Origin of the sequence: Roseobacter sp. HKCCA2468, assembly GCF_037805105.1 — a bacterium.
Classification (GTDB): Bacteria; Pseudomonadota; Alphaproteobacteria; order Rhodobacterales; family Rhodobacteraceae; genus M30B80.
This window is the reverse complement of sequence record NZ_JBBLYN010000001.1, coordinates 89,979-105,861: the sequence shown is the minus strand read 5'-3', so window position 1 is coordinate 105,861 and position 15,883 is coordinate 89,979. Positions and strand designations below refer to the sequence as shown.

The 15,883-nt window shown below is 58.5% G+C and carries 19 protein-coding genes and 1 other RNA gene; 11 read left to right on the top strand and 9 right to left on the bottom strand.

All coding sequences use genetic code 11. The features are described 5' to 3' along the window. Nucleotides 1-133: 133 nt before the first annotated feature. On the top strand, nucleotides 134-1,048 hold the full coding sequence (locus AAC620_RS00505; RefSeq protein ID WP_340243558.1) for a DMT family transporter: 915 nt from the start codon (nucleotides 134-136) through the stop codon (nucleotides 1,046-1,048). Between the two features lie 5 nt (nucleotides 1,049-1,053). On the opposite strand, the gene AAC620_RS00500 is transcribed toward AAC620_RS00505, so the two are convergent. From AAC620_RS00500 to AAC620_RS00490, 3 genes are all read right to left on the bottom strand, one after another. Continuing rightward, nucleotides 1,054-1,512, bottom strand: coding sequence for a CAP domain-containing protein (locus AAC620_RS00500; protein WP_340242251.1), 459 nt, complete (start codon nucleotides 1,510-1,512; stop codon nucleotides 1,054-1,056). Between the two features lie 18 nt (nucleotides 1,513-1,530). Beyond that, nucleotides 1,531-2,355, bottom strand: coding sequence for a histidinol-phosphatase (gene hisN / locus AAC620_RS00495; RefSeq protein ID WP_340242250.1), 825 nt, complete (start codon nucleotides 2,353-2,355; stop codon nucleotides 1,531-1,533). Nucleotides 2,356-2,427: 72 nt separating this feature from the next. Next, entirely contained in the window at nucleotides 2,428-2,793 is a 366-nt protein-coding gene (locus AAC620_RS00490; protein WP_317655204.1) for a helix-turn-helix domain-containing protein, read from the bottom strand. 313 nt (nucleotides 2,794-3,106) lie between these two features. Here AAC620_RS00490 and AAC620_RS00485 point away from each other — a divergent pair, with 313 nt between their 5' ends. Together AAC620_RS00485 and AAC620_RS00480 are read left to right on the top strand one after the other, a co-directional pair. Next, entirely contained in the window at nucleotides 3,107-4,078 is a 972-nt protein-coding gene (locus AAC620_RS00485) for an NADPH:quinone oxidoreductase family protein (protein WP_340242249.1), read from the top strand. 194 nt (nucleotides 4,079-4,272) lie between these two features. Continuing rightward, a complete protein-coding gene (locus AAC620_RS00480) occupies nucleotides 4,273-5,013 on the top strand; it encodes a Bax inhibitor-1/YccA family protein (RefSeq protein WP_340242248.1) in 741 nt (246 codons plus the stop codon). A 132-nt stretch (nucleotides 5,014-5,145) separates the two neighbouring features. Here AAC620_RS00480 and rpmG read toward each other — a convergent pair whose 3' ends face one another. Together rpmG and chrA are read right to left on the bottom strand one after the other, a co-directional pair. Beyond that, nucleotides 5,146-5,313 carry a 50S ribosomal protein L33 gene (gene rpmG, locus AAC620_RS00475; protein WP_111731977.1) on the bottom strand — a complete coding sequence of 56 codons (168 nt, stop codon included), beginning with the start codon at nucleotides 5,311-5,313 and terminating at the stop codon, nucleotides 5,146-5,148. A gap of 90 nt (nucleotides 5,314-5,403) precedes the next feature. After that, on the bottom strand, nucleotides 5,404-6,669 hold the full coding sequence (gene chrA, locus AAC620_RS00470) for a chromate efflux transporter (protein ID WP_340242247.1): 1,266 nt from the start codon (nucleotides 6,667-6,669) through the stop codon (nucleotides 5,404-5,406). 167 nt (nucleotides 6,670-6,836) lie between these two features. On the opposite strand from chrA, the gene gatC reads away from it, so the two are divergent. The 5 genes from gatC to rnpB all read left to right on the top strand — a co-directional run bounded on the left by gatC (nucleotide 6,837) and on the right by rnpB (nucleotide 10,585). Beyond that, complete coding sequence (gene gatC / locus AAC620_RS00465; protein WP_317655207.1) at nucleotides 6,837-7,124, top strand: Asp-tRNA(Asn)/Glu-tRNA(Gln) amidotransferase subunit GatC; 288 nt, start codon at nucleotides 6,837-6,839, stop codon at nucleotides 7,122-7,124. Next, the gene (gene gatA, locus AAC620_RS00460) at nucleotides 7,124-8,608 is read left to right on the top strand and encodes an Asp-tRNA(Asn)/Glu-tRNA(Gln) amidotransferase subunit GatA (protein WP_340242246.1); all 1,485 of its coding nucleotides are present in this window, start codon (nucleotides 7,124-7,126) and stop codon (nucleotides 8,606-8,608) included. The genes gatC and gatA overlap by 1 nt, the downstream gene beginning before the upstream one ends. Before the next feature lie 15 nt (nucleotides 8,609-8,623). After that, complete coding sequence (locus AAC620_RS00455; RefSeq protein WP_340242245.1) at nucleotides 8,624-9,502, top strand: hypothetical protein; 879 nt, start codon at nucleotides 8,624-8,626, stop codon at nucleotides 9,500-9,502. Further along, nucleotides 9,499-10,191 carry an N-acetylmuramoyl-L-alanine amidase gene (locus AAC620_RS00450; protein WP_340242244.1) on the top strand — a complete coding sequence of 231 codons (693 nt, stop codon included), beginning with the start codon at nucleotides 9,499-9,501 and terminating at the stop codon, nucleotides 10,189-10,191. The genes AAC620_RS00455 and AAC620_RS00450 overlap by 4 nt, the downstream gene beginning before the upstream one ends. Nucleotides 10,192-10,203: 12 nt before the next feature. Beyond that, an RNA gene (gene rnpB / locus AAC620_RS00445) (RNase P RNA component class A) lies at nucleotides 10,204-10,585 on the top strand. A 13-nt stretch (nucleotides 10,586-10,598) separates the two neighbouring features. Here rnpB and AAC620_RS00440 read toward each other — a convergent pair. Then, on the bottom strand, nucleotides 10,599-11,054 hold the full coding sequence (locus AAC620_RS00440) for a nucleoside deaminase (protein WP_340242242.1): 456 nt from the start codon (nucleotides 11,052-11,054) through the stop codon (nucleotides 10,599-10,601). A gap of 63 nt (nucleotides 11,055-11,117) precedes the next feature. Here AAC620_RS00440 and AAC620_RS00435 point away from each other — a divergent pair, with 63 nt between their 5' ends. Continuing rightward, complete coding sequence (locus AAC620_RS00435) at nucleotides 11,118-11,993, top strand: pseudouridine synthase (protein ID WP_340242241.1); 876 nt, start codon at nucleotides 11,118-11,120, stop codon at nucleotides 11,991-11,993. Here the strand turns inward: AAC620_RS00435 and AAC620_RS00430 are convergent. From AAC620_RS00430 to ftsY, 3 genes are read right to left on the bottom strand one after another with little or no spacing between them, the layout of a single operon-like run. Continuing rightward, the gene (locus AAC620_RS00430; RefSeq protein ID WP_340242240.1) at nucleotides 11,968-12,573 is read right to left on the bottom strand and encodes an inner membrane-spanning protein YciB; all 606 of its coding nucleotides are present in this window, start codon (nucleotides 12,571-12,573) and stop codon (nucleotides 11,968-11,970) included. The two genes, AAC620_RS00435 and AAC620_RS00430, sit on opposite strands and share 26 nt — an antisense overlap. Before the next feature lie 15 nt (nucleotides 12,574-12,588). Next, nucleotides 12,589-13,491: an EamA family transporter gene (locus AAC620_RS00425; RefSeq protein ID WP_340242239.1), complete on the bottom strand. Its 903-nt coding sequence runs from the start codon at nucleotides 13,489-13,491 to the stop codon at nucleotides 12,589-12,591. Nucleotides 13,492-13,509: 18 nt separating this feature from the next. Then, the gene (gene ftsY / locus AAC620_RS00420; protein ID WP_340242238.1) at nucleotides 13,510-14,775 is read right to left on the bottom strand and encodes a signal recognition particle-docking protein FtsY; all 1,266 of its coding nucleotides are present in this window, start codon (nucleotides 14,773-14,775) and stop codon (nucleotides 13,510-13,512) included. A gap of 141 nt (nucleotides 14,776-14,916) precedes the next feature. On the opposite strand from ftsY, the gene AAC620_RS00415 reads away from it, so the two are divergent. Both AAC620_RS00415 and AAC620_RS00410 read left to right on the top strand, forming a co-directional pair. Then, nucleotides 14,917-15,267 carry a hypothetical protein gene (locus tag AAC620_RS00415; protein ID WP_340242237.1) on the top strand — a complete coding sequence of 117 codons (351 nt, stop codon included), beginning with the start codon at nucleotides 14,917-14,919 and terminating at the stop codon, nucleotides 15,265-15,267. Nucleotide 15,268: 1 nt separating this feature from the next. Further along, nucleotides 15,269-15,775, top strand: coding sequence for a fatty acid desaturase (locus AAC620_RS00410; protein WP_340242236.1), 507 nt, complete (start codon nucleotides 15,269-15,271; stop codon nucleotides 15,773-15,775). Nucleotides 15,776-15,883 lie beyond the last annotated feature (108 nt).

Genomic DNA, 15,883 nt, shown 5'->3' with positions numbered 1-15,883 from the left:
GTCGCTTTGCAGCTCAAACGATCAAAGGCCCGTCCGCAAAGACGGGCCTTTTTTCTGTCGCCCCATTGCACATGCCCCCTGAAGGCGGCAGAACCTGCCTTGGCAGGAGCAGAATATCATGACCGAAATCCGTATATCCGACAGCCCCAGTGCCTCTAATTGGGCCTCAATCGCCGCGCTTGGCGTGATCTGGGGCGGCACATTTATGGTCGTCTCCATCGCGCTTGAGGGCTATGGCCCGCTGACTGTTGCGGCTGCGCGCACCACATTGGGGGCGTTGGCCTTGCTTGGATTGATGGTGGCCCTTGGCCGCCCCCTGCCCACCCGCGCCGCATGGCCCTATATTCTGATCATTGGTGCGCTCAATTCCGCGCTGCCCTTCTCACTTCTGTCGTGGGGCCAGCAATATGTGCCTTCGGCCTTTGCTGGTATTTCCATGGCCGCGCTGCCCCTGTTCGTGCTGCCTTTGGCACATGTCTTTAGCGATGAAAAAATGGATCGCCGCCGCGTGATTGGCGTGACAGTGGGCTTTCTTGGCGCGCTGACTTTAGTGGGCCCAAACCTTGGTGCGGCGTTTCAAATGGGCACCTCACAAGGATGGGAGGTATTGGCCCCCCTCGCCTGTTTGGCCGCGACCATTTCCTACGCCGTGTCCTCGGTGATGACCCGCACCTGCCCTGCGGTTGACCCCATCAGCCTTGCGGGAACCACCCTGGCTGTTGGGGCGGTTTTGATCCTGCCTGCGATGCTGATCGTTGAAGGTCTGCCGCAATGGCAAGGCCTTCGCTCAGGGGGGGCCATTATCGTGCTTGGCCTCTTTCCCACCGCGCTTGCCGCGCTTTTGCGGGTATCGGTGATCCGCAGCGCGGGCGCGGTGTTTATGACCTTGGTCAATTATCAAGTGCCGCTGTGGTCGGTGTTTTTTGGCTGGCTGATCCTGTCAGAAGATCTGCCTTTGCGCTTTTTTGTGGCGCTTGGATTAATCTTGTGCGGGGTCGCAATCAGCCAATGGAAAACCGTGATCCGCATCCTTGGCCCACGCGCCTGACCCCTTTAACAGGGGCGCGCAAGGATCAAGATTTGCTCTGCCCCATTGCGCAAGAAGCCAAACTCGCTTGGGCTTGCGGATAGGATCGCTGCGCGGGCGGCAGGATCTGCCAACATTTGATCTACGCCCGTGCGCAAATCGGCTGCATCGCGTGCCACCGCCTCGGCACTGAAACAGGCAGAATAGCCCGCTTGCGCAATGCGATCCGACAGGGGGGCAAGCCCACCCGAGGCGAGATCAACCGCACGCGCGGCGGCGACACCTTGCAATTTAGGTGAATGGCGCAACGGAATAGTCAGCCCCGCATCCGCGCGCGCGATGGCCAAATAGGTGCCCACACGCCCAATTTCCGAGGATTGGCGCAGGGAGAGACGACCATCTTGATCAGGCCCGTTTCGCGGCGCGTTTGGCGCGCAGGCCGCAAGGGCCGCAACCACAAGACCAAGCGAAAGAAATTTACGCATGACGCCCCCCATAAAGGATCAAGAATGCTCAGACAAAAGCACCAATGCCGCCTGATGTAAATCGCGATTGGCTGCAGCCAAGACCTGCCCGCCCTGATGGGCAGGGCCGCCTTGCCAATTGGTGACAATGCCCCCCGCCGCCTCAATCACGGCAATCGGGGCGGCGATGTCATAGGATTGCAGACCCGCCTCAATCACCAAATCTGCCTGACCCAAGGCCACCAAACCATAGGCGTAACAATCCATCCCGTAGCGCGTCAAAAGAACCTGATCGCGCACCGCTTCGAAGGCGAGACGCTCGGAGATCGTGCCGATTTCTGGAAAAGTCGAAAACAGCCGCGCCTCAGCCAAAGTTTTGCGCGCGCTTGTCCGCAAGATCATTTCGCCTTGCGGGCCAGTCAGGGAATTTTGCCCCAAACCGCCAATAAAACGCTCGCCGATATAGGGTTGATCAATGACGCCAAAAATTGGGCCTGTCTCATTCAACAGGGCAATCAACACCCCCCAACTGGCTGTGCCCGTCATAAATCCACGCGTGCCGTCAATTGGGTCTAGCACCCATGTCAGGCCCGATTGCCCCGATTTTGCGCCAAATTCCTCGCCCAAAATCGCATCTTGTGGGCGGCGTGCCTCGATTAAGGCGCGCATGGCTGCCTCGGCCTCGCGGTCGGCTTCGGTTACGGGATCAAATCCCGCGCTGGCCTTGTTTTCGGTTAAAAGCCCCGCTTGACGAAAACGGGCCAAGGTCGCTTTGCGCGCAGCATCCGCCAGATCATGGGCCAAGGCAATCAGCTCGGCCGCCTCGACATCGGTCAAATTGGGCACATTGCGGGTCGCGGTCATGATGGCATCTCACTGGTGGCAGCAGGGCCTTCTGCCCCGCCCCCGCGCAGTGCCACGCAAAACCGCCCTAGGTCAAGCGGCTGCGTCCGACAGAACCCGCGCCAAATCAAACAAACGGCGGCGCTGATTTTCTGGGATCGCGTAATAAGAGCGGATCAAATCCAACGCTTCCTTATCCGCCAAAAGATCATCGGGCTGATTTGCGGCGGTGGTGTTGGCTTCGTCCAATCCCTCAAAGAAATACTGCACAGGCACGCCAAGCGTTGCCGCAATATCCCAAAGGCGCGAGGCGCTGATGCGGTTCATGCCAGTTTCGTATTTTTGGATCTGTTGGAATTTGATCCCAACATGGGCCGCGAGCTGTTGCTGGGTCATACCCACCATCCAACGGCGATGACGAACGCGCTTGCCGACATGAATGTCTACGGGATGTGTCACTTGGTTACTCCTGCGACTGCGATTGGTGTTTGGCAACAAACGACCACAAAAGCCAAGCGAGTTCGCAAGACATCACTCAACCCATGCGGCACCGAGTGCAAGATAGGGCGCAACGAATATCGGTCAAGAAAGGGGAGAGGCAGACCTGATAATTCACGCGCCAAAGCCGGTCACACAACCTGCGTTCGGAGCCCTATGATACCGCATAAGGCGAATTTTTCCTAATGAAAAAGCGCGCGGCGCTTTGACGGCTTGGCGCGATGTCTTAACTGTGCAAGATCAGGGGCTTGGATGATTGGGAAAGGATTTTGCCATGCAAGCATGGGAGTTAAGCGCCTTTAACACCGCGCCAGAAATCCGTGAACTTCCAATGCCACGCCCAAACCAAGGCGAGATCAGGGTGCGCATTGCGGCCTGTGGTCTGAATTTTGCCGATCTGCTTATGATTGAGGGAAAATACCAAGATACCCCGACCCCGCCTTTCGTAATGGGTTTGGAGTTGGCGGGCGTGGTGGATGCGCTTGGGGATGGGGTGACAACCCACGCGGTGGGGGATTCTGTGGCCGTTTATGCGGGCCAAGGCGGTTTGGCAGAATATGGATGCTTTCCCGCACAGCGCGCCCTGCGCCTGCCAGATCACATGCCCTTGACCGAGGCCGCAGGATTTTTGATCGCCTATGGCACCTCACATCTGGCATTGACGCGGCGTGCGCGTCTGGCTGCGGGGGAAACCCTTGCCGTGTTAGGTGCGGCAGGTGGGGTCGGCCTGACCGCGGTGGAAATCGGCGCAAGCCTTGGGGCCAAGGTCATTGCGGTGGCGCGCGGGCAAGCCAAGCTTGAAATTGCCAAACGCGCTGGGGCGGATCATGTGATTGACGCAGACACCCCCGATCTGCGCGACCAATTGCGCGCCCTTGGCGGTGTTGATGTGCTTTATGATGCGGTTGGCGGCGCGGGATTTGAGGCCGGATTTCGCGCTATGCGGCCCGAAGGGCGGATTTTAAGCATCGGCTTTGCCAGCGGCACGGTTCCACAAATCCCCGCCAATCATCTGCTTGTCAAAAATCTTGATGTGATGGGCCTGTATTGGGGGGGGTATCTGCGCTTTAATCCAGAGGCCTTGCACCACTCCCTTGAGCAGGTTTTTGGCCTTTATACACAAGGCGGCCTCAAGCCTCATATTGGTGCAACTTACCCGTTTGACGCCCTGCCTGCAGCCCTTGACGCGCTTAGATCGCGCAAATCCACGGGCAAACTGGTGATCGAAATTGCAAAGACGCTTTGATACCTATCGCAGGCTTACGTGATAGGAAAAAACTATCAAACCTTTGAGTGTGTTTTGCATAGCTTTCACTTGAAAAAATAGCCCTTCTTGCCAATATTAAGGCCAAGGACGGGCGGCAGAGTGCCGCCTGCGACCCCAAGGGTCGGCTTTGCCACCCTTTTTGACCGTCACAGCTATCTCTGTAGGAGGGATCAATGGCACCATATCAAACGATGCGCTCGGCGGCGGCCTCGGCCAATGCAGCGCAGATTGATCAGGGCTTGCGCGCCCATATGAACAAGGTCTACGGCACCATGTCCGTGGGCATGGTCATGACCGCAGGCGCTGCTTGGGCAATCGGCAGCAACCCTGCGCTGAACGCCCTGTTCCGCGACCCGATCACGATGCAGCCCAATATCCTTGGCTGGATTGCGATGTTCGCGCCGCTGATCATGGTCTTCGCCTTCGGCGCGGCGGTGAACCGCCTGTCTGCCGCAGGAGCGCAGTTGTTCTTCTATGCCTTCGCTGCCGTGATGGGTATCTCCATCTCGTGGATCTTTGCTGTGTTCACAGGCGTGTCCATTACACAGACCTTCCTGACCACCGCCATCGCCTTTGCGGGGCTTAGCCTTTATGGCTACACCACCAAAAAGGATCTCAGCGGCTGGGGCACATTCTTGATGATGGGTGTGATCGGTCTGATTGTGGCCTCGATCATCAATATTTTCTTGGGCTCACCCGCGATCTATTTCGCAATCACCATCTTGGGCGTGCTGATCTTCGCAGGTCTGACTGCCTATGACACCCAGTCCATCAAACAAGAATATATCGACCATGCCGTGCATGGCGATCAGGAATGGCTGAACAAGTCCGCGATTATGGGGGCGTTGCGCCTCTATCTCGACTTTATCAACATGTTCATGTTCCTGCTGCAATTCTTGGGCAACCGCGAATAAGCCTGCAGGGCACATATCCAAAAATGAAGGGCCGCATGAACAGTGCGGCCCTTTTTCATTTCTGTATCACGCCAATAAAAAAGCCGCGCAATCAGGCGCGGCTTTTTTGTGTATATCCGAGACAGGAAGATCTTATTTGATCTTACCTTCTTTGTATTCGACATGCTTGCGCACGACTGGGTCGTATTTGCGCGCTGTCATTTTCTCGGTCATGGTGCGTGCGTTTTTCTTGGTCACATAGAAGTGGCCCGTGCCCGCCGTGGAGTTCAGGCGGATTTTAATCGTGGTCGGCTTCGCCATGGCGTTGCTCCTTGAACGGCGTTGATCGGCGCGAGAATCCGCGCGCGAGATAATTCTGTTTGGGCGCTTTTACTGACGGGGCGGCAGGTGTCAACCGAAAAACGGGGAAATAAGCGCGCCCGCCCCCGCCATAATCACAAGAACGCGGATCAGGCCCATCTTCTGCCACAGCAGTAAGATTGCCGCGAGAAGGGTCAAGATCACGGCGGCCAAATCAAGGCTCGCCCAATCAGGCAGCCACAGCCTGCTGTCGCGCGTGACCGTTTCAAACCAAACATGCAGCGCGAACCACACAGACAAATTGGCAATAACCCCAACAACCGCCGCCATAACCCCGTCAAGCGCGGCTTTTAGCTTGGGCCATGCGACCAAGCGATCCACTTGTGGCGCGAATAGGAATATCCACAAGAAGCAGGGTATGAACGTCACCCAAAGGGTCAAAACCGCGGCAGTGACCGCACCTGCCCACCCATAGGCGCCAAACCCTGCTAGGAAGCCAACAAATTGCGTCACCAATATCAGCGGCCCGGGCGTGGTTTCAGCCAAGCCCAAAGCATCCATCATCTGCCCTGTGGTGAGCCATCCAAAATCCCCGACAACTTGCTGCACCATATAGGCCAAGACCGCGTAAGCCCCGCCAAAGGTCACAAGCGCCAGTTTCGAGAAGAAAAGCCCTACCTCCAACAAGAGCCCCTCAGGCGCTATCAGGTATAAAAGCCCCAAGGGCGCGGCCCACAACCCGCCCCAGATCGCCAGATGAGCAAGGCTGTTGGACGGGCGCCCTTGGGGCAGGTCTGCCGCCGCCGCAATTGGCGTGATCCAACCCAAATAGCCAATCAGCGCCGCCCCTGCGATCACCAAAGGAAAGGGCAGATCAAATACGAACAGCGCCGTAAATGCCAGTCCCGCAATCCAGATGGCAACGCCCCCCTTTAAGGCGCGCTTTGACAGGTTCGAAAAGGCTTGGATGACAATCACAATCACCGCTGCCTTGATGCCCAAGAACAGCGCCGCCATAAGCGGCAGCTGACCAAAGCCCACATAAAGCGCGCTTAAGGCCATGATCACCACAGCACCCGGTAAGACGAAAAGCCCCCCACCGATCAAGCCACCCAAAGTGCCGCGCAAGCGCCACCCTGCATAGGTCGCCAGTTGCATGGCCTCTGGCCCCGGCAAAAGCATGGTAAAGGACAGTGCCGCAAGAAATTGTCGTTCGCTCAGCCAATTGCGCTGCTCGACCAACTCACGATGCATCAGGGCGATTTGCGCGGCGGGCCCGCCAAAGGACAAAACCCCAATGCGCGCAAAAACCGCGAAAAGCGCGCTCAGACTGGGGGGGTGTTGATTTTCGCTCATGCTGGCGCACCTATACTACGGATCACGGCTATGGCGTGACACTGTGACAGGCAGATGACGACCCGCCAAGTGTTCGGTTTACCTAACAGGTTTTCTGCGCGTGGCCGCTTGCAGTGCTGCCCCTGCCCCGCTAAACCCGCGCCTGACAGAACAGAAGGGATATTACGATGTCAATTGACACCGACACCGCAGCCCGCGTGGCGAAACTTGCCCGCATCAAGGTTGACCCTGCCGAATTGCCAAGCCTAGCGTCCGAATTCAACGCGATCTTGGGCTTTATTGAGCAACTCTCAGAACTGGATGTCAGCGATGTTGAGCCGATGACATCGGTCACGCCACAGCGCCTTAAGGCGCGTGTAGATGAGGTGACGGATGGCAATCAACAATCCAAGGTTTTGTCGAACGCGCCTGATGCGCGCGAAGGATTTTTTGCCGTGCCAAAGGTGGTTGAGTGATGTCTGATCTGAACAAATTGACCATCGCCGAGGCGCGCGATGCCCTGCGCCGTGGCGAGACCACAGCGGTTGAATTGACCAATGCCTGCCTCAGCGCGATTGAGGGCAGCAGCGCGCTTGGCGCCTTCGTCCATAACACCCCCGATCTTGCGCTTGCCCGCGCCGAGGCCGCAGATCAGCGGATCAAATCGGGCGATGCGCCCGCCCTTTGCGGCATTCCTATTGGGATCAAAGACCTGTTCTGCACCGAAGGGGTCGAGAGCCAAGCCGCGTCAAAAATTCTGTCAGGCTTTCGGCCTGAATATGAATCGACCGTCTCAGCGCAATTGCGCGATGCAGGCGCGGTCATGTTGGGCAAACTCAATATGGATGAGTTTGCCATGGGGTCGTCCAACGAAACCTCTGTTTACGGGCCAGCGGTCAACCCGTGGCGCGCGAACGGCAGCGATCAAAACCTGACACCCGGTGGGTCTTCTGGGGGATCGGCCGCCGCGGTTGCGGCTGACCTCTGCCTTGGGACCACTGGCACGGATACGGGCGGGTCAATCCGCCAACCTGCCGCCTTCACGGGCACAGTAGGTCTGAAACCCACCTATGGGCGCTGCTCGCGCTGGGGGATTGTCGCCTTTGCCTCTAGCCTTGATCAAGCAGGGCCAATGACCAAAACGGTGCGGGACGCCGCAATCATGGGGGCCGCGATGATGGGGCATGACCCCAAAGACAGCACATCCGCCGATCTGCCCGTTCCCGATTTCGAGGCATTTCTGACGGGTGATATTCGGGGCAAAACCATCGGCATCCCGCGCGAATATCGTGTTGATAGGATGCCTGAAGAGATTGAGAAACTTTGGGCCGATGGCGCTGCGATGCTGAAAGATGCAGGTGCGGAACTGCGCGACATATCGCTGCCGCATACAAAATACGCCCTGCCCGCCTATTACGTGATCGCACCAGCCGAGGCTTCGTCAAACCTTGCGCGCTATGATGGGGTGCGCTTTGGCTATCGCGCGGAACTGTCCCAAGGGGACGGCATTACAGAACTCTACGAGAAAACCCGCGCCGAAGGCTTTGGTGCCGAGGTAAAGCGGCGGATCATGATCGGCACCTATGTGCTATCAGCAGGGTTTTACGATGCCTATTACAACCGCGCGCGCCGTGTGCGCAGCCTGATCAAACGCGATTTTGACGAGGTATTTGCCGCAGGCGTTGATGCAATCCTCACACCCGCCACACCATCGGCGGCGTTTGAGTTGGGGAAAGAGGTGGCGGACCCTGTTGAGATGTATCTCAACGATGTGTTCACAGTCACCGTGAACCTTGCGGGCCTGCCAGGTGTGGCCCTGCCGACAGGGTTGAGCAGTGCAGGCCTGCCTTTGGGTCTGCAATTGATCGGCCGCCCCTTTGAAGAGGGTGATTTGCTCAACACCGCCTATGCGCTGGAAACTGCGGCGGGATTTGTAGCCAAACCCAATAAATGGTGGTAAGCTTTCTGCATAAATATGCAAAAAGCTTATGAGGCAGTGATGGGGTTTAAGGTCGGGCATTCCGCAAATTTGCGGGACAAGCTGCGCGTGGGGGCATTGCTTGTGGCCGCAGGAATTGGGGGGGCTGGATGCGTCTCTGCCCCCAATGATGTCGCCCAAGGGGTTGGGTTCAACGATTATCAAAGCTATCTCGCCGCCGAGGCTGCACGGCGCGAGGCCTTGCGAACACCGCCACAGGCAATCACCGCGCCGCAAACGGCACCGATCGTGGCCAATGCTGCCGCACCCGCAGCACCCGTTTTGACGCAAGATCAAATTTTGGCGGCCCGCGCCCGCGCGGCCATTGACGCCGCCGCGCCACAGGCGGCATCGCAACAGGGCGCGCGCGCTATCGCCGCCCCCGCGCCTGCGGCATCCACGCCACCTGTCGCGGTGACACCCATTGCCTCGGCGGCACCCGTATCTGCACCCCCGAGATCTGCAACACCCCGTGGGATTTCTGACGAACAGGATTTCAACGCGGTCTCCGCGCGTGAGACTGTTGAATCAGACGCCGAACGGCGCGCACGGATGCAGCAACAATTGGTAGTGGTGGCACCTGAACCCGTGCCTGAGCGCCCCCAAACGGTTGGCCCATCGGTGTTGAATTACGCCTTGGCAACGAGCCATCCGATGGGGCAACGGGTTTATGCCCGTTCCCCCTTGGGTCGGGGGCGACATGCGGAAAACTGTGCGGCCTATCGCGGGGATGATCTCGCGCAAGAAGATTTCTTAGCGCGCGGCGGGCCCAATCGCGACCCAATGGTGCTTGACCCTGATGGGGATGGCTATGCCTGCGGATGGGATCCTGCACCCTATCGCGCGGCGGCCCAAGCCGCGCGTGCGACCCAATGAGCCTGCCCCGCCAAAGCCCGAATTTCGGGCCAAGGCGCGAGGGGGCAACCCCCTCTTTGATCGTAATCCATTATACCGCGATGGAGGATTGCGAGGGGGCAGCGCGCGCGCTCTGCGACCCATCCCGCGAGGTTTCGGCGCATTATCTTATTGGGCGTGACGGCGCATGCCACGCTTTGGTGGATGAGGCGATGCGGGCATGGCATGCGGGCGCAGGGGCTTGGCGCGGGATCGTGGACGTAAATTCCCACTCTATCGGAATTGAATTGGACAACTGCGGATTTAGCCCGTTTTCCGAACCACAAATGGCCTGCCTCGGTGATCTGCTGCGCGGGATCATGGCCCGTTGGGATATTCCGCCCGAAGACGTTATCGGCCATTCTGATCTGGCCGCAGGGCGCAAGATTGACCCAGGCCCAAGATTTGACTGGGCACGGCTTGCGCATGAAGGCCTCGCCATTATGCCAAAGGCGCGCGGGGCTTTGGCGATTGACCCGCAGCGCTTTATGCGGGATTGCGCGCAAATTGGATACCATGTGGATGATCTCGACCTCATGCGCGACACGCTACGGCGCAGGTATCGCCCCCATGCGTTGGCAAAAGCCGGGCCGCTTGACGGATGGGATTGCGCGATTGCGGCTGATTTGGCGGCGCGCTTTGGCGTTGACCGCGCGGGCCGCGTCACCTAAAGCGCCTCTTGCGCGGAGGGCTGGATGACTGCGGGCAGCAATGTTCGAGGAAAGTCCGGACTCCAAGAGGCAACGGTGCTAGGTAACGCCTAGGCAGAGCAATCTGACGGAAAGCGCCACAGAAATGAAACTACCCAAGGCTTCGGCCTTGGGAAAAGGTGAAACGGTGGGGTAAGAGCCCACCGCGCGCGTGGTGACACGGGCGGCACGGCAAGCCCCACCGGGAGCAATGCCAAATAGGGATCGTTGGAAAGGGCAACCTTTCAGGGCCGCTTCTGCCCCGTGCGATCCGGGTTGGCAGCTAGAGTGATCTGGCAACAGATCGCCCAGAGGAATGGTCATCCATGCCCCGCAAGGGGCAAGACAGAATCCGGCTTATAGGCCCTCCGCGCATATTCTGTCGGCCATCACCCGTCTCGCTTGGCTGCGAAGAACGCGCGCAAGAGTGCGGCTGCCTCATTCTCCATCATGCCGGAATATATCTCAGGCTTCCAATGCGATTGGGGGTGGTCAAAGACACATGGCCCCTGCGCCACGCCGCCCGATTTCGGATCAGAAGCCGCATAATAAAGACGCGACAGGCGCGCTGCGGCAATGGCCCCTGCACAGGCAGGGCAAGGCTCAAGACTGACCCAAATATCGCAGCCCGTAAGGCGTTCCTGCCCCAATGCGGCACAAGCGGCACGAATGGCGAGCATCTCGGCATGGGCGGTCGGGTCATGGCGCGCGCGCATCTCGTTGCGGGCTTCGGCGATCACAACACCATCCTTGATGATCACGGCACCAACAGGCACCTCACCCTGCAAGGCGGCCTGTCGCGCCAGATCAAGCGCGCGGGGCATATGGCTATGAAATTCGTTCATATTCCCTTCATGCCTCAGTTTCTGCCTCTTTCCAAGCAGAAGCCAAACCCTTAGGGAGGGCACATGAACACAAGCACACCACAGGGCGAGCGGATCGCCAAACGCCTGTCCCGCGCAGGGATTGCCTCGCGCCGCGAGGCGGAGCGGATGATTGCCGAGGGTCGCGTCAGCGTGAATGGCAAAGTCATCGACAGCCCTGCCCTAAATGTGACCGCGCAAGATCGCATTGAGGTGGACAACGCCCCCCTGCCCGAGATCGCTGCCCCGCGCCTGTGGCTCTATCACAAACCTGCGGGGCTGATCACAAGCGCCGCGGATGAAAAGGGGCGTAAGACCGTCTTTGACGCTTTGCCAGATACACTACCACGGGTGATGTCCGTGGGGCGGCTCGACCTGAATTCCGAAGGTCTGCTTTTATTGACGAATGATGGCAGCCTAAAGCGCAAACTTGAATTGCCTTCTACGGGATGGCTTCGCAAATATCGCGTGCGCATTAAGGGAAAACCCAATGACGAGGCCTTTGCCCCTCTGCGCAAGGGCCTGAGCATCGAGGGCGAAACATTTCAACCCATGAGCGTCTCACTGGATCGCCAACAAGGGGCCAATGCATGGCTCACCATTGGCCTGCGCGAGGGAAAGAACCGCGAAATTCGCCGTGCGATGGAGGCGATTGGTTTTGAGGTGAACCGGCTGATCCGCATCTCTTACGGCCCGTTTCGCTTGGGCGAACTCAAAGCGGGCGAGGTTGAAGAGATCAAACCGCGCGTCTTGGCGGATCAACTGGGCCTAGAAGTGCGGGTTGAGGGGCACGCGAAGGCCAAAACTGGCCCCAAAACGGGAAAGCTGCGCAAAGCGCCGCCCAAAAAATCTGCGCCCCCCACGCGCGATGGTGGGACGGCCAAACGGGGCGGGTTCAAGCCTCGTCCGAAGGCTCGCTGAAGCGCTCAATCACCTTAGCTTGCGCCATAAAGGCCACGAACAAAAAGGCGGGCAGCGCGAAGGTTTCAAAGGTTACCCAAAACTGTTCCGAAAAATTGCGCCAGACGATCTCATTAGCAACTGCCATTGCGGCGAAAACGGCTGTCAAACGGCGGGTGATGATCATCCAACCTTCATCCCGCATCTTGAGAAATTCACCCATCAACACCTTCAGCCAGCTTTGCCCACGCAGAAGGCCAATCCCCAACAAGGCCGCAAACACTGTGTAAACAAGCGTGGTTTTCATCTTGAAAAACCGCTCGTCATTGAACCAGATGGTCAGCCCCCCAAAGAACACGACCATAACCAAGGTGAAAATCTGCATGCGCGAGATATGCCCTGTCAGATACCAAAGGGCCGCGATTGCCGCCCCAATGACAGGGATGAACAGCGCGGTCGCCATGATGAAGCCCGAATACTCCACCCCCGCAATGGTGAAGGTCTGCTCTTTGATCCACAGATACAGCACGAAAAACCCCAGAACAGGCCCAAGCTCTAGCGTGGTTTTTAACCATGGCGCGATGGGTTTTCCGTTTTGCATGGGTCTGTTCCTTTTCTAGCCTGCTGCCTCAACTATCACCGCGCCCGCTGCAATCAACCCCATAAGGGCCAAACGCCGCGGGCCAACGGTTTCCTTGAGGAAAATCCAGCCAATCAGCGCGGCAAACACGGTGGATGTCTCGCGCAGCACAGCCGCCTCGCCCACATGATCAAGGCGCGTGGCCAACATGACAGACCCAAAAGACCCGAATGCCACCAAGGCCCCGATGACCCCGCGCAAAGCCAGCCCTGAGAGCGCGGGCGGGTTTGCCATACGCCGCCACGCGACATAGGCAAAACTGGGCATGGCAAAGCCATCAATAAAGAAAAACCATGCCAGAAAGGTAAAAGGGTCGGCGGTGGCACGAATGCCATAGGCATCATAATTGGTGTAAAGCGCCACAAATAACCCTGTCAGCACTGCAAATCCCAAGGCAGGGATCAGCGTTTCGCGGTCAATCGTCACCGTGGCGATATTATAGGCGGCAAGCCCATAAAGCCCCGTGATCAAAACGCCCACCCCGATCCATTGGCCAAGGGTAAAGACCTCGCCAAACAAGATGCCCGCCCCGATCACAGTAAAGAGCGGGCCTGTGCCACGCATCACGGGATAAACCACCGTATAGGCCCCACGCCGATAGGCCGACAGCACCGCCCATTTATAGCCTGCATGGATGATGAACATGCCCGCAAAAATCGGCCACATATGCGGCTCGGGCCATGGCACGATGAACAGGGCAACAGGCCCTGCCAAAACCACCATCGCCGCATCAATCGCACCGCGTGACAACAGGGGGTCATGCCGCCCCTTTTGCAGCGCGCCGAAAATCGCATGCAGCAGCGCCGCGCATAAGGCAAAGATCAGGGCCAATTGTTCGCCCGCCGCCGTGCCCTCAAGGGCGATGATCAGATCCCCCAAGGGCGACCCTCCACCCTGTTACGCATTGCTCTCCAACCCCATAAGCGCGTTTGCAAATTCTTCGGGATCAAAGGGGGCGAGGTCGTCAATCTGCTCGCCCAAGCCAATGGCGTGAATGGGCAGGCCAAATTTATCAGCCAATGCCACAAGAATACCGCCCTTGGCCGTGCCATCAAGCTTGGTCATGATCAGCCCGCTGACATCCGATATTTTACGGAATTCTTCGACCTGTCTGAGCGCGTTTTGGCCCGTGGTCGCATCAAGAACCAACAGCGTGTTATGCGGCGCATCAGGGTCTTTTTTGCGGATCACCCGCACGATTTTGGCCAATTCTTCCATCAAATCCGCGCGGTTCTGTAACCGCCCCGCCGTATCAATAAGCAGCAAATCGGCCCCATCGGCTTCGGCCCGTGCCATTGCATCAAAGGCCAAGGCCGCGGGGTCGCCCCCCGTTTCTGCACGCAGCACAGGCACGCCCGCGCGATTGCCCCAAATCTCCAATTGCTCAACCGCTGCCGCACGAAATGTATCGCAGGCGGCAATGACAACGGATTTCCCCGCAGCTTTGAATTGACTGGCCAATTTACCGATGGTTGTGGTCTTGCCAGACCCGTTCACACCAACCACCAACACCACCTGCGGCCGTTTGGGGTAAATCGGCATCGGCTTGGCCACAGCTTCCATAACGCGGGCCACATCGCGGGCAAGCGCGGCTTTGATCTCGGCCACGCTCATGCGGCGGCCAAAATGTTCGGAGGCCAGATTTGACGAAAGCGCAAGGGCGGTTTCCACCCCCAAATCCGCACTGATGAGGATTTCTTCCAATTCCTCGATCATCTCATCATCAATCACGCGCTTGGCAACGGGCGCAGCGCCCCCCCCCACCAAGCGGCGCAACAGGCTTGGCTTCGCTGCGGGTGCGGGTTCGGGCGCAGATTCAGGTGCTTTCGCCGCCTCTGCCTGCGCGCCCTCAGTCGCGGGGCGGGCTGCTGGTTGAGGCTGCGGTTCTTCCACCGCGGCAGGTTCTGCAGCATCCTCAGGGGCACCTTCAGGGTCTTGGCTTTGCTCTGGCTCTGGCTCGACTTGTGGTTCAGGTTCTAGCGCAGGTTCTAGCTCTGGTGCCTTCTGCCCCTCACTTCCGCGCTCGGCTGCTTCGGCAGTTTCTTCGACTATCTCAGGGGCCATATCATCAGTGGCGCCTTCGGCCACCAAAGCCTCTAACCCTTCGTCAATCTTGGACGAAGACTTAAAGAGCCGTTCTTTCATTTTCTTGAAAAATGACATTCGCTCAAAAACCGCCTTTTACCTTCCGTCCCTTCCCCTAATACGCCGCGCGGGGCATTGCAAAGGCTTTGCACTGATTGGCCCCCGCGGGTAAGTTTTCAGCACTTGATTTGGCCAGATCACAAACGGGGTTTTGCGGGAATGAAACTTCCGCCCATTGTTCTATTCGCAGGCGCAACGCTGCTGCCTTTTGGGCTATTGTGGCTTGAGGTTTTCGCACGAAGCCCATTTGGGCTGTTTGCGCTGATTGTGCTGACTGTGGTGGCGGGTCTGGTTGACCATCTCAGTCCGCAGCTCTCCCGCCCAAGCGGCGTATCTGCGCGCCCCAACCGAAATGGGGCACTGGCCCTGCAATGGATTTTGGGGATCGGTCATATTGGTCTTATCCTTGCCCTGCCTTTTGTGGTGCAACGGGGGGGGGGGTGCGTCCCTGATCTTCACGCTCGCGCTTGCATCATTTGCAGGACAAATCACGCACCCCAATGCGCATGAATTGATCCACCACCCCAGCCGTGCCGCGCGGCGCTTGGGGCATGGTCTCTATGCAAGCCTTGGGATGGGGCATCACGCCTCGGCCCATTTGTTGATCCATCACCCCTATGTTGCAACCGCGCGCGACCCAAATAGCCCCGCGCTTGGGCTTGGGTTTTGGGCTTATCTTCCGAGGGCATGGTGGGGCTCCTTTCACGGAGCGCTTGGCTGCGAGACCGCGCGCCGTGGCGGTGTCACATGGGCGCATCCCTATCCGTGGCATATCGCGCTTGCGGCACTGTTCCTGATCTATGCCTTCGCCGCAGGGGGTGGTTTGGCTTTGGGCGCATATCTGTTGGTGGCCGCCCTCTTCCATATCCAAGTGATGTTATCCGATTACATCCAACATTACGGGCTGCGCCGCGCCATTGGCACAGATGGCCGCCCCGCGCCGCAATCTGCGCAAGACAGCTGGAACGCACCGCGCCCCTTTAGCACCAAAATGCTCTTGGCCGCGCCGCTGCATTAAGACCACCACCTCAATCCCAACCGCAGCTATGTAGAACTGAGCTATGCTCCAGATCACCCGCGCCTGCCCTACAGCCTTCCTGTCATGGCCGCCTTGGCAACGGTGCCG

What these genes read in the sequence shown, in the direction of transcription:
- AAC620_RS00435 (WP_340242241.1), top strand. Translation starts at nt 11,118, where the DNA reads ATGAACACAAGCACACCACAGGGCGAGCGGATCGCCAAACGCCTGTCC.
- AAC620_RS00485 (WP_340242249.1), top strand. Translation starts at nt 3,107, where the DNA reads ATGCAAGCATGGGAGTTAAGCGCCTTTAACACCGCGCCAGAAATCCGT.
- AAC620_RS00480 (WP_340242248.1), top strand. Translation starts at nt 4,273, where the DNA reads ATGGCACCATATCAAACGATGCGCTCGGCGGCGGCCTCGGCCAATGCA.
- rpmG (WP_111731977.1), bottom strand. Translation starts at nt 5,313, where the DNA reads ATGGCGAAGCCGACCACGATTAAAATCCGCCTGAACTCCACGGCGGGC.
- AAC620_RS00450 (WP_340242244.1), top strand. Translation starts at nt 9,499, where the DNA reads ATGAGCCTGCCCCGCCAAAGCCCGAATTTCGGGCCAAGGCGCGAGGGG.
- AAC620_RS00440 (WP_340242242.1), bottom strand. Translation starts at nt 11,054, where the DNA reads ATGAACGAATTTCATAGCCATATGCCCCGCGCGCTTGATCTGGCGCGA.
- AAC620_RS00455 (WP_340242245.1), top strand. Translation starts at nt 8,624, where the DNA reads ATGCAAAAAGCTTATGAGGCAGTGATGGGGTTTAAGGTCGGGCATTCC.
- gatC (WP_317655207.1), top strand. Translation starts at nt 6,837, where the DNA reads ATGTCAATTGACACCGACACCGCAGCCCGCGTGGCGAAACTTGCCCGC.
- gatA (WP_340242246.1), top strand. Translation starts at nt 7,124, where the DNA reads ATGTCTGATCTGAACAAATTGACCATCGCCGAGGCGCGCGATGCCCTG.
- AAC620_RS00500 (WP_340242251.1), bottom strand. Translation starts at nt 1,512, where the DNA reads ATGCGTAAATTTCTTTCGCTTGGTCTTGTGGTTGCGGCCCTTGCGGCC.
- hisN (WP_340242250.1), bottom strand. Translation starts at nt 2,355, where the DNA reads ATGACCGCGACCCGCAATGTGCCCAATTTGACCGATGTCGAGGCGGCC.
- AAC620_RS00430 (WP_340242240.1), bottom strand. Translation starts at nt 12,573, where the DNA reads ATGCAAAACGGAAAACCCATCGCGCCATGGTTAAAAACCACGCTAGAG.
- ftsY (WP_340242238.1), bottom strand. Translation starts at nt 14,775, where the DNA reads ATGTCATTTTTCAAGAAAATGAAAGAACGGCTCTTTAAGTCTTCGTCC.
- chrA (WP_340242247.1), bottom strand. Translation starts at nt 6,669, where the DNA reads ATGAGCGAAAATCAACACCCCCCCAGTCTGAGCGCGCTTTTCGCGGTT.
- AAC620_RS00415 (WP_340242237.1), top strand. Translation starts at nt 14,917, where the DNA reads ATGAAACTTCCGCCCATTGTTCTATTCGCAGGCGCAACGCTGCTGCCT.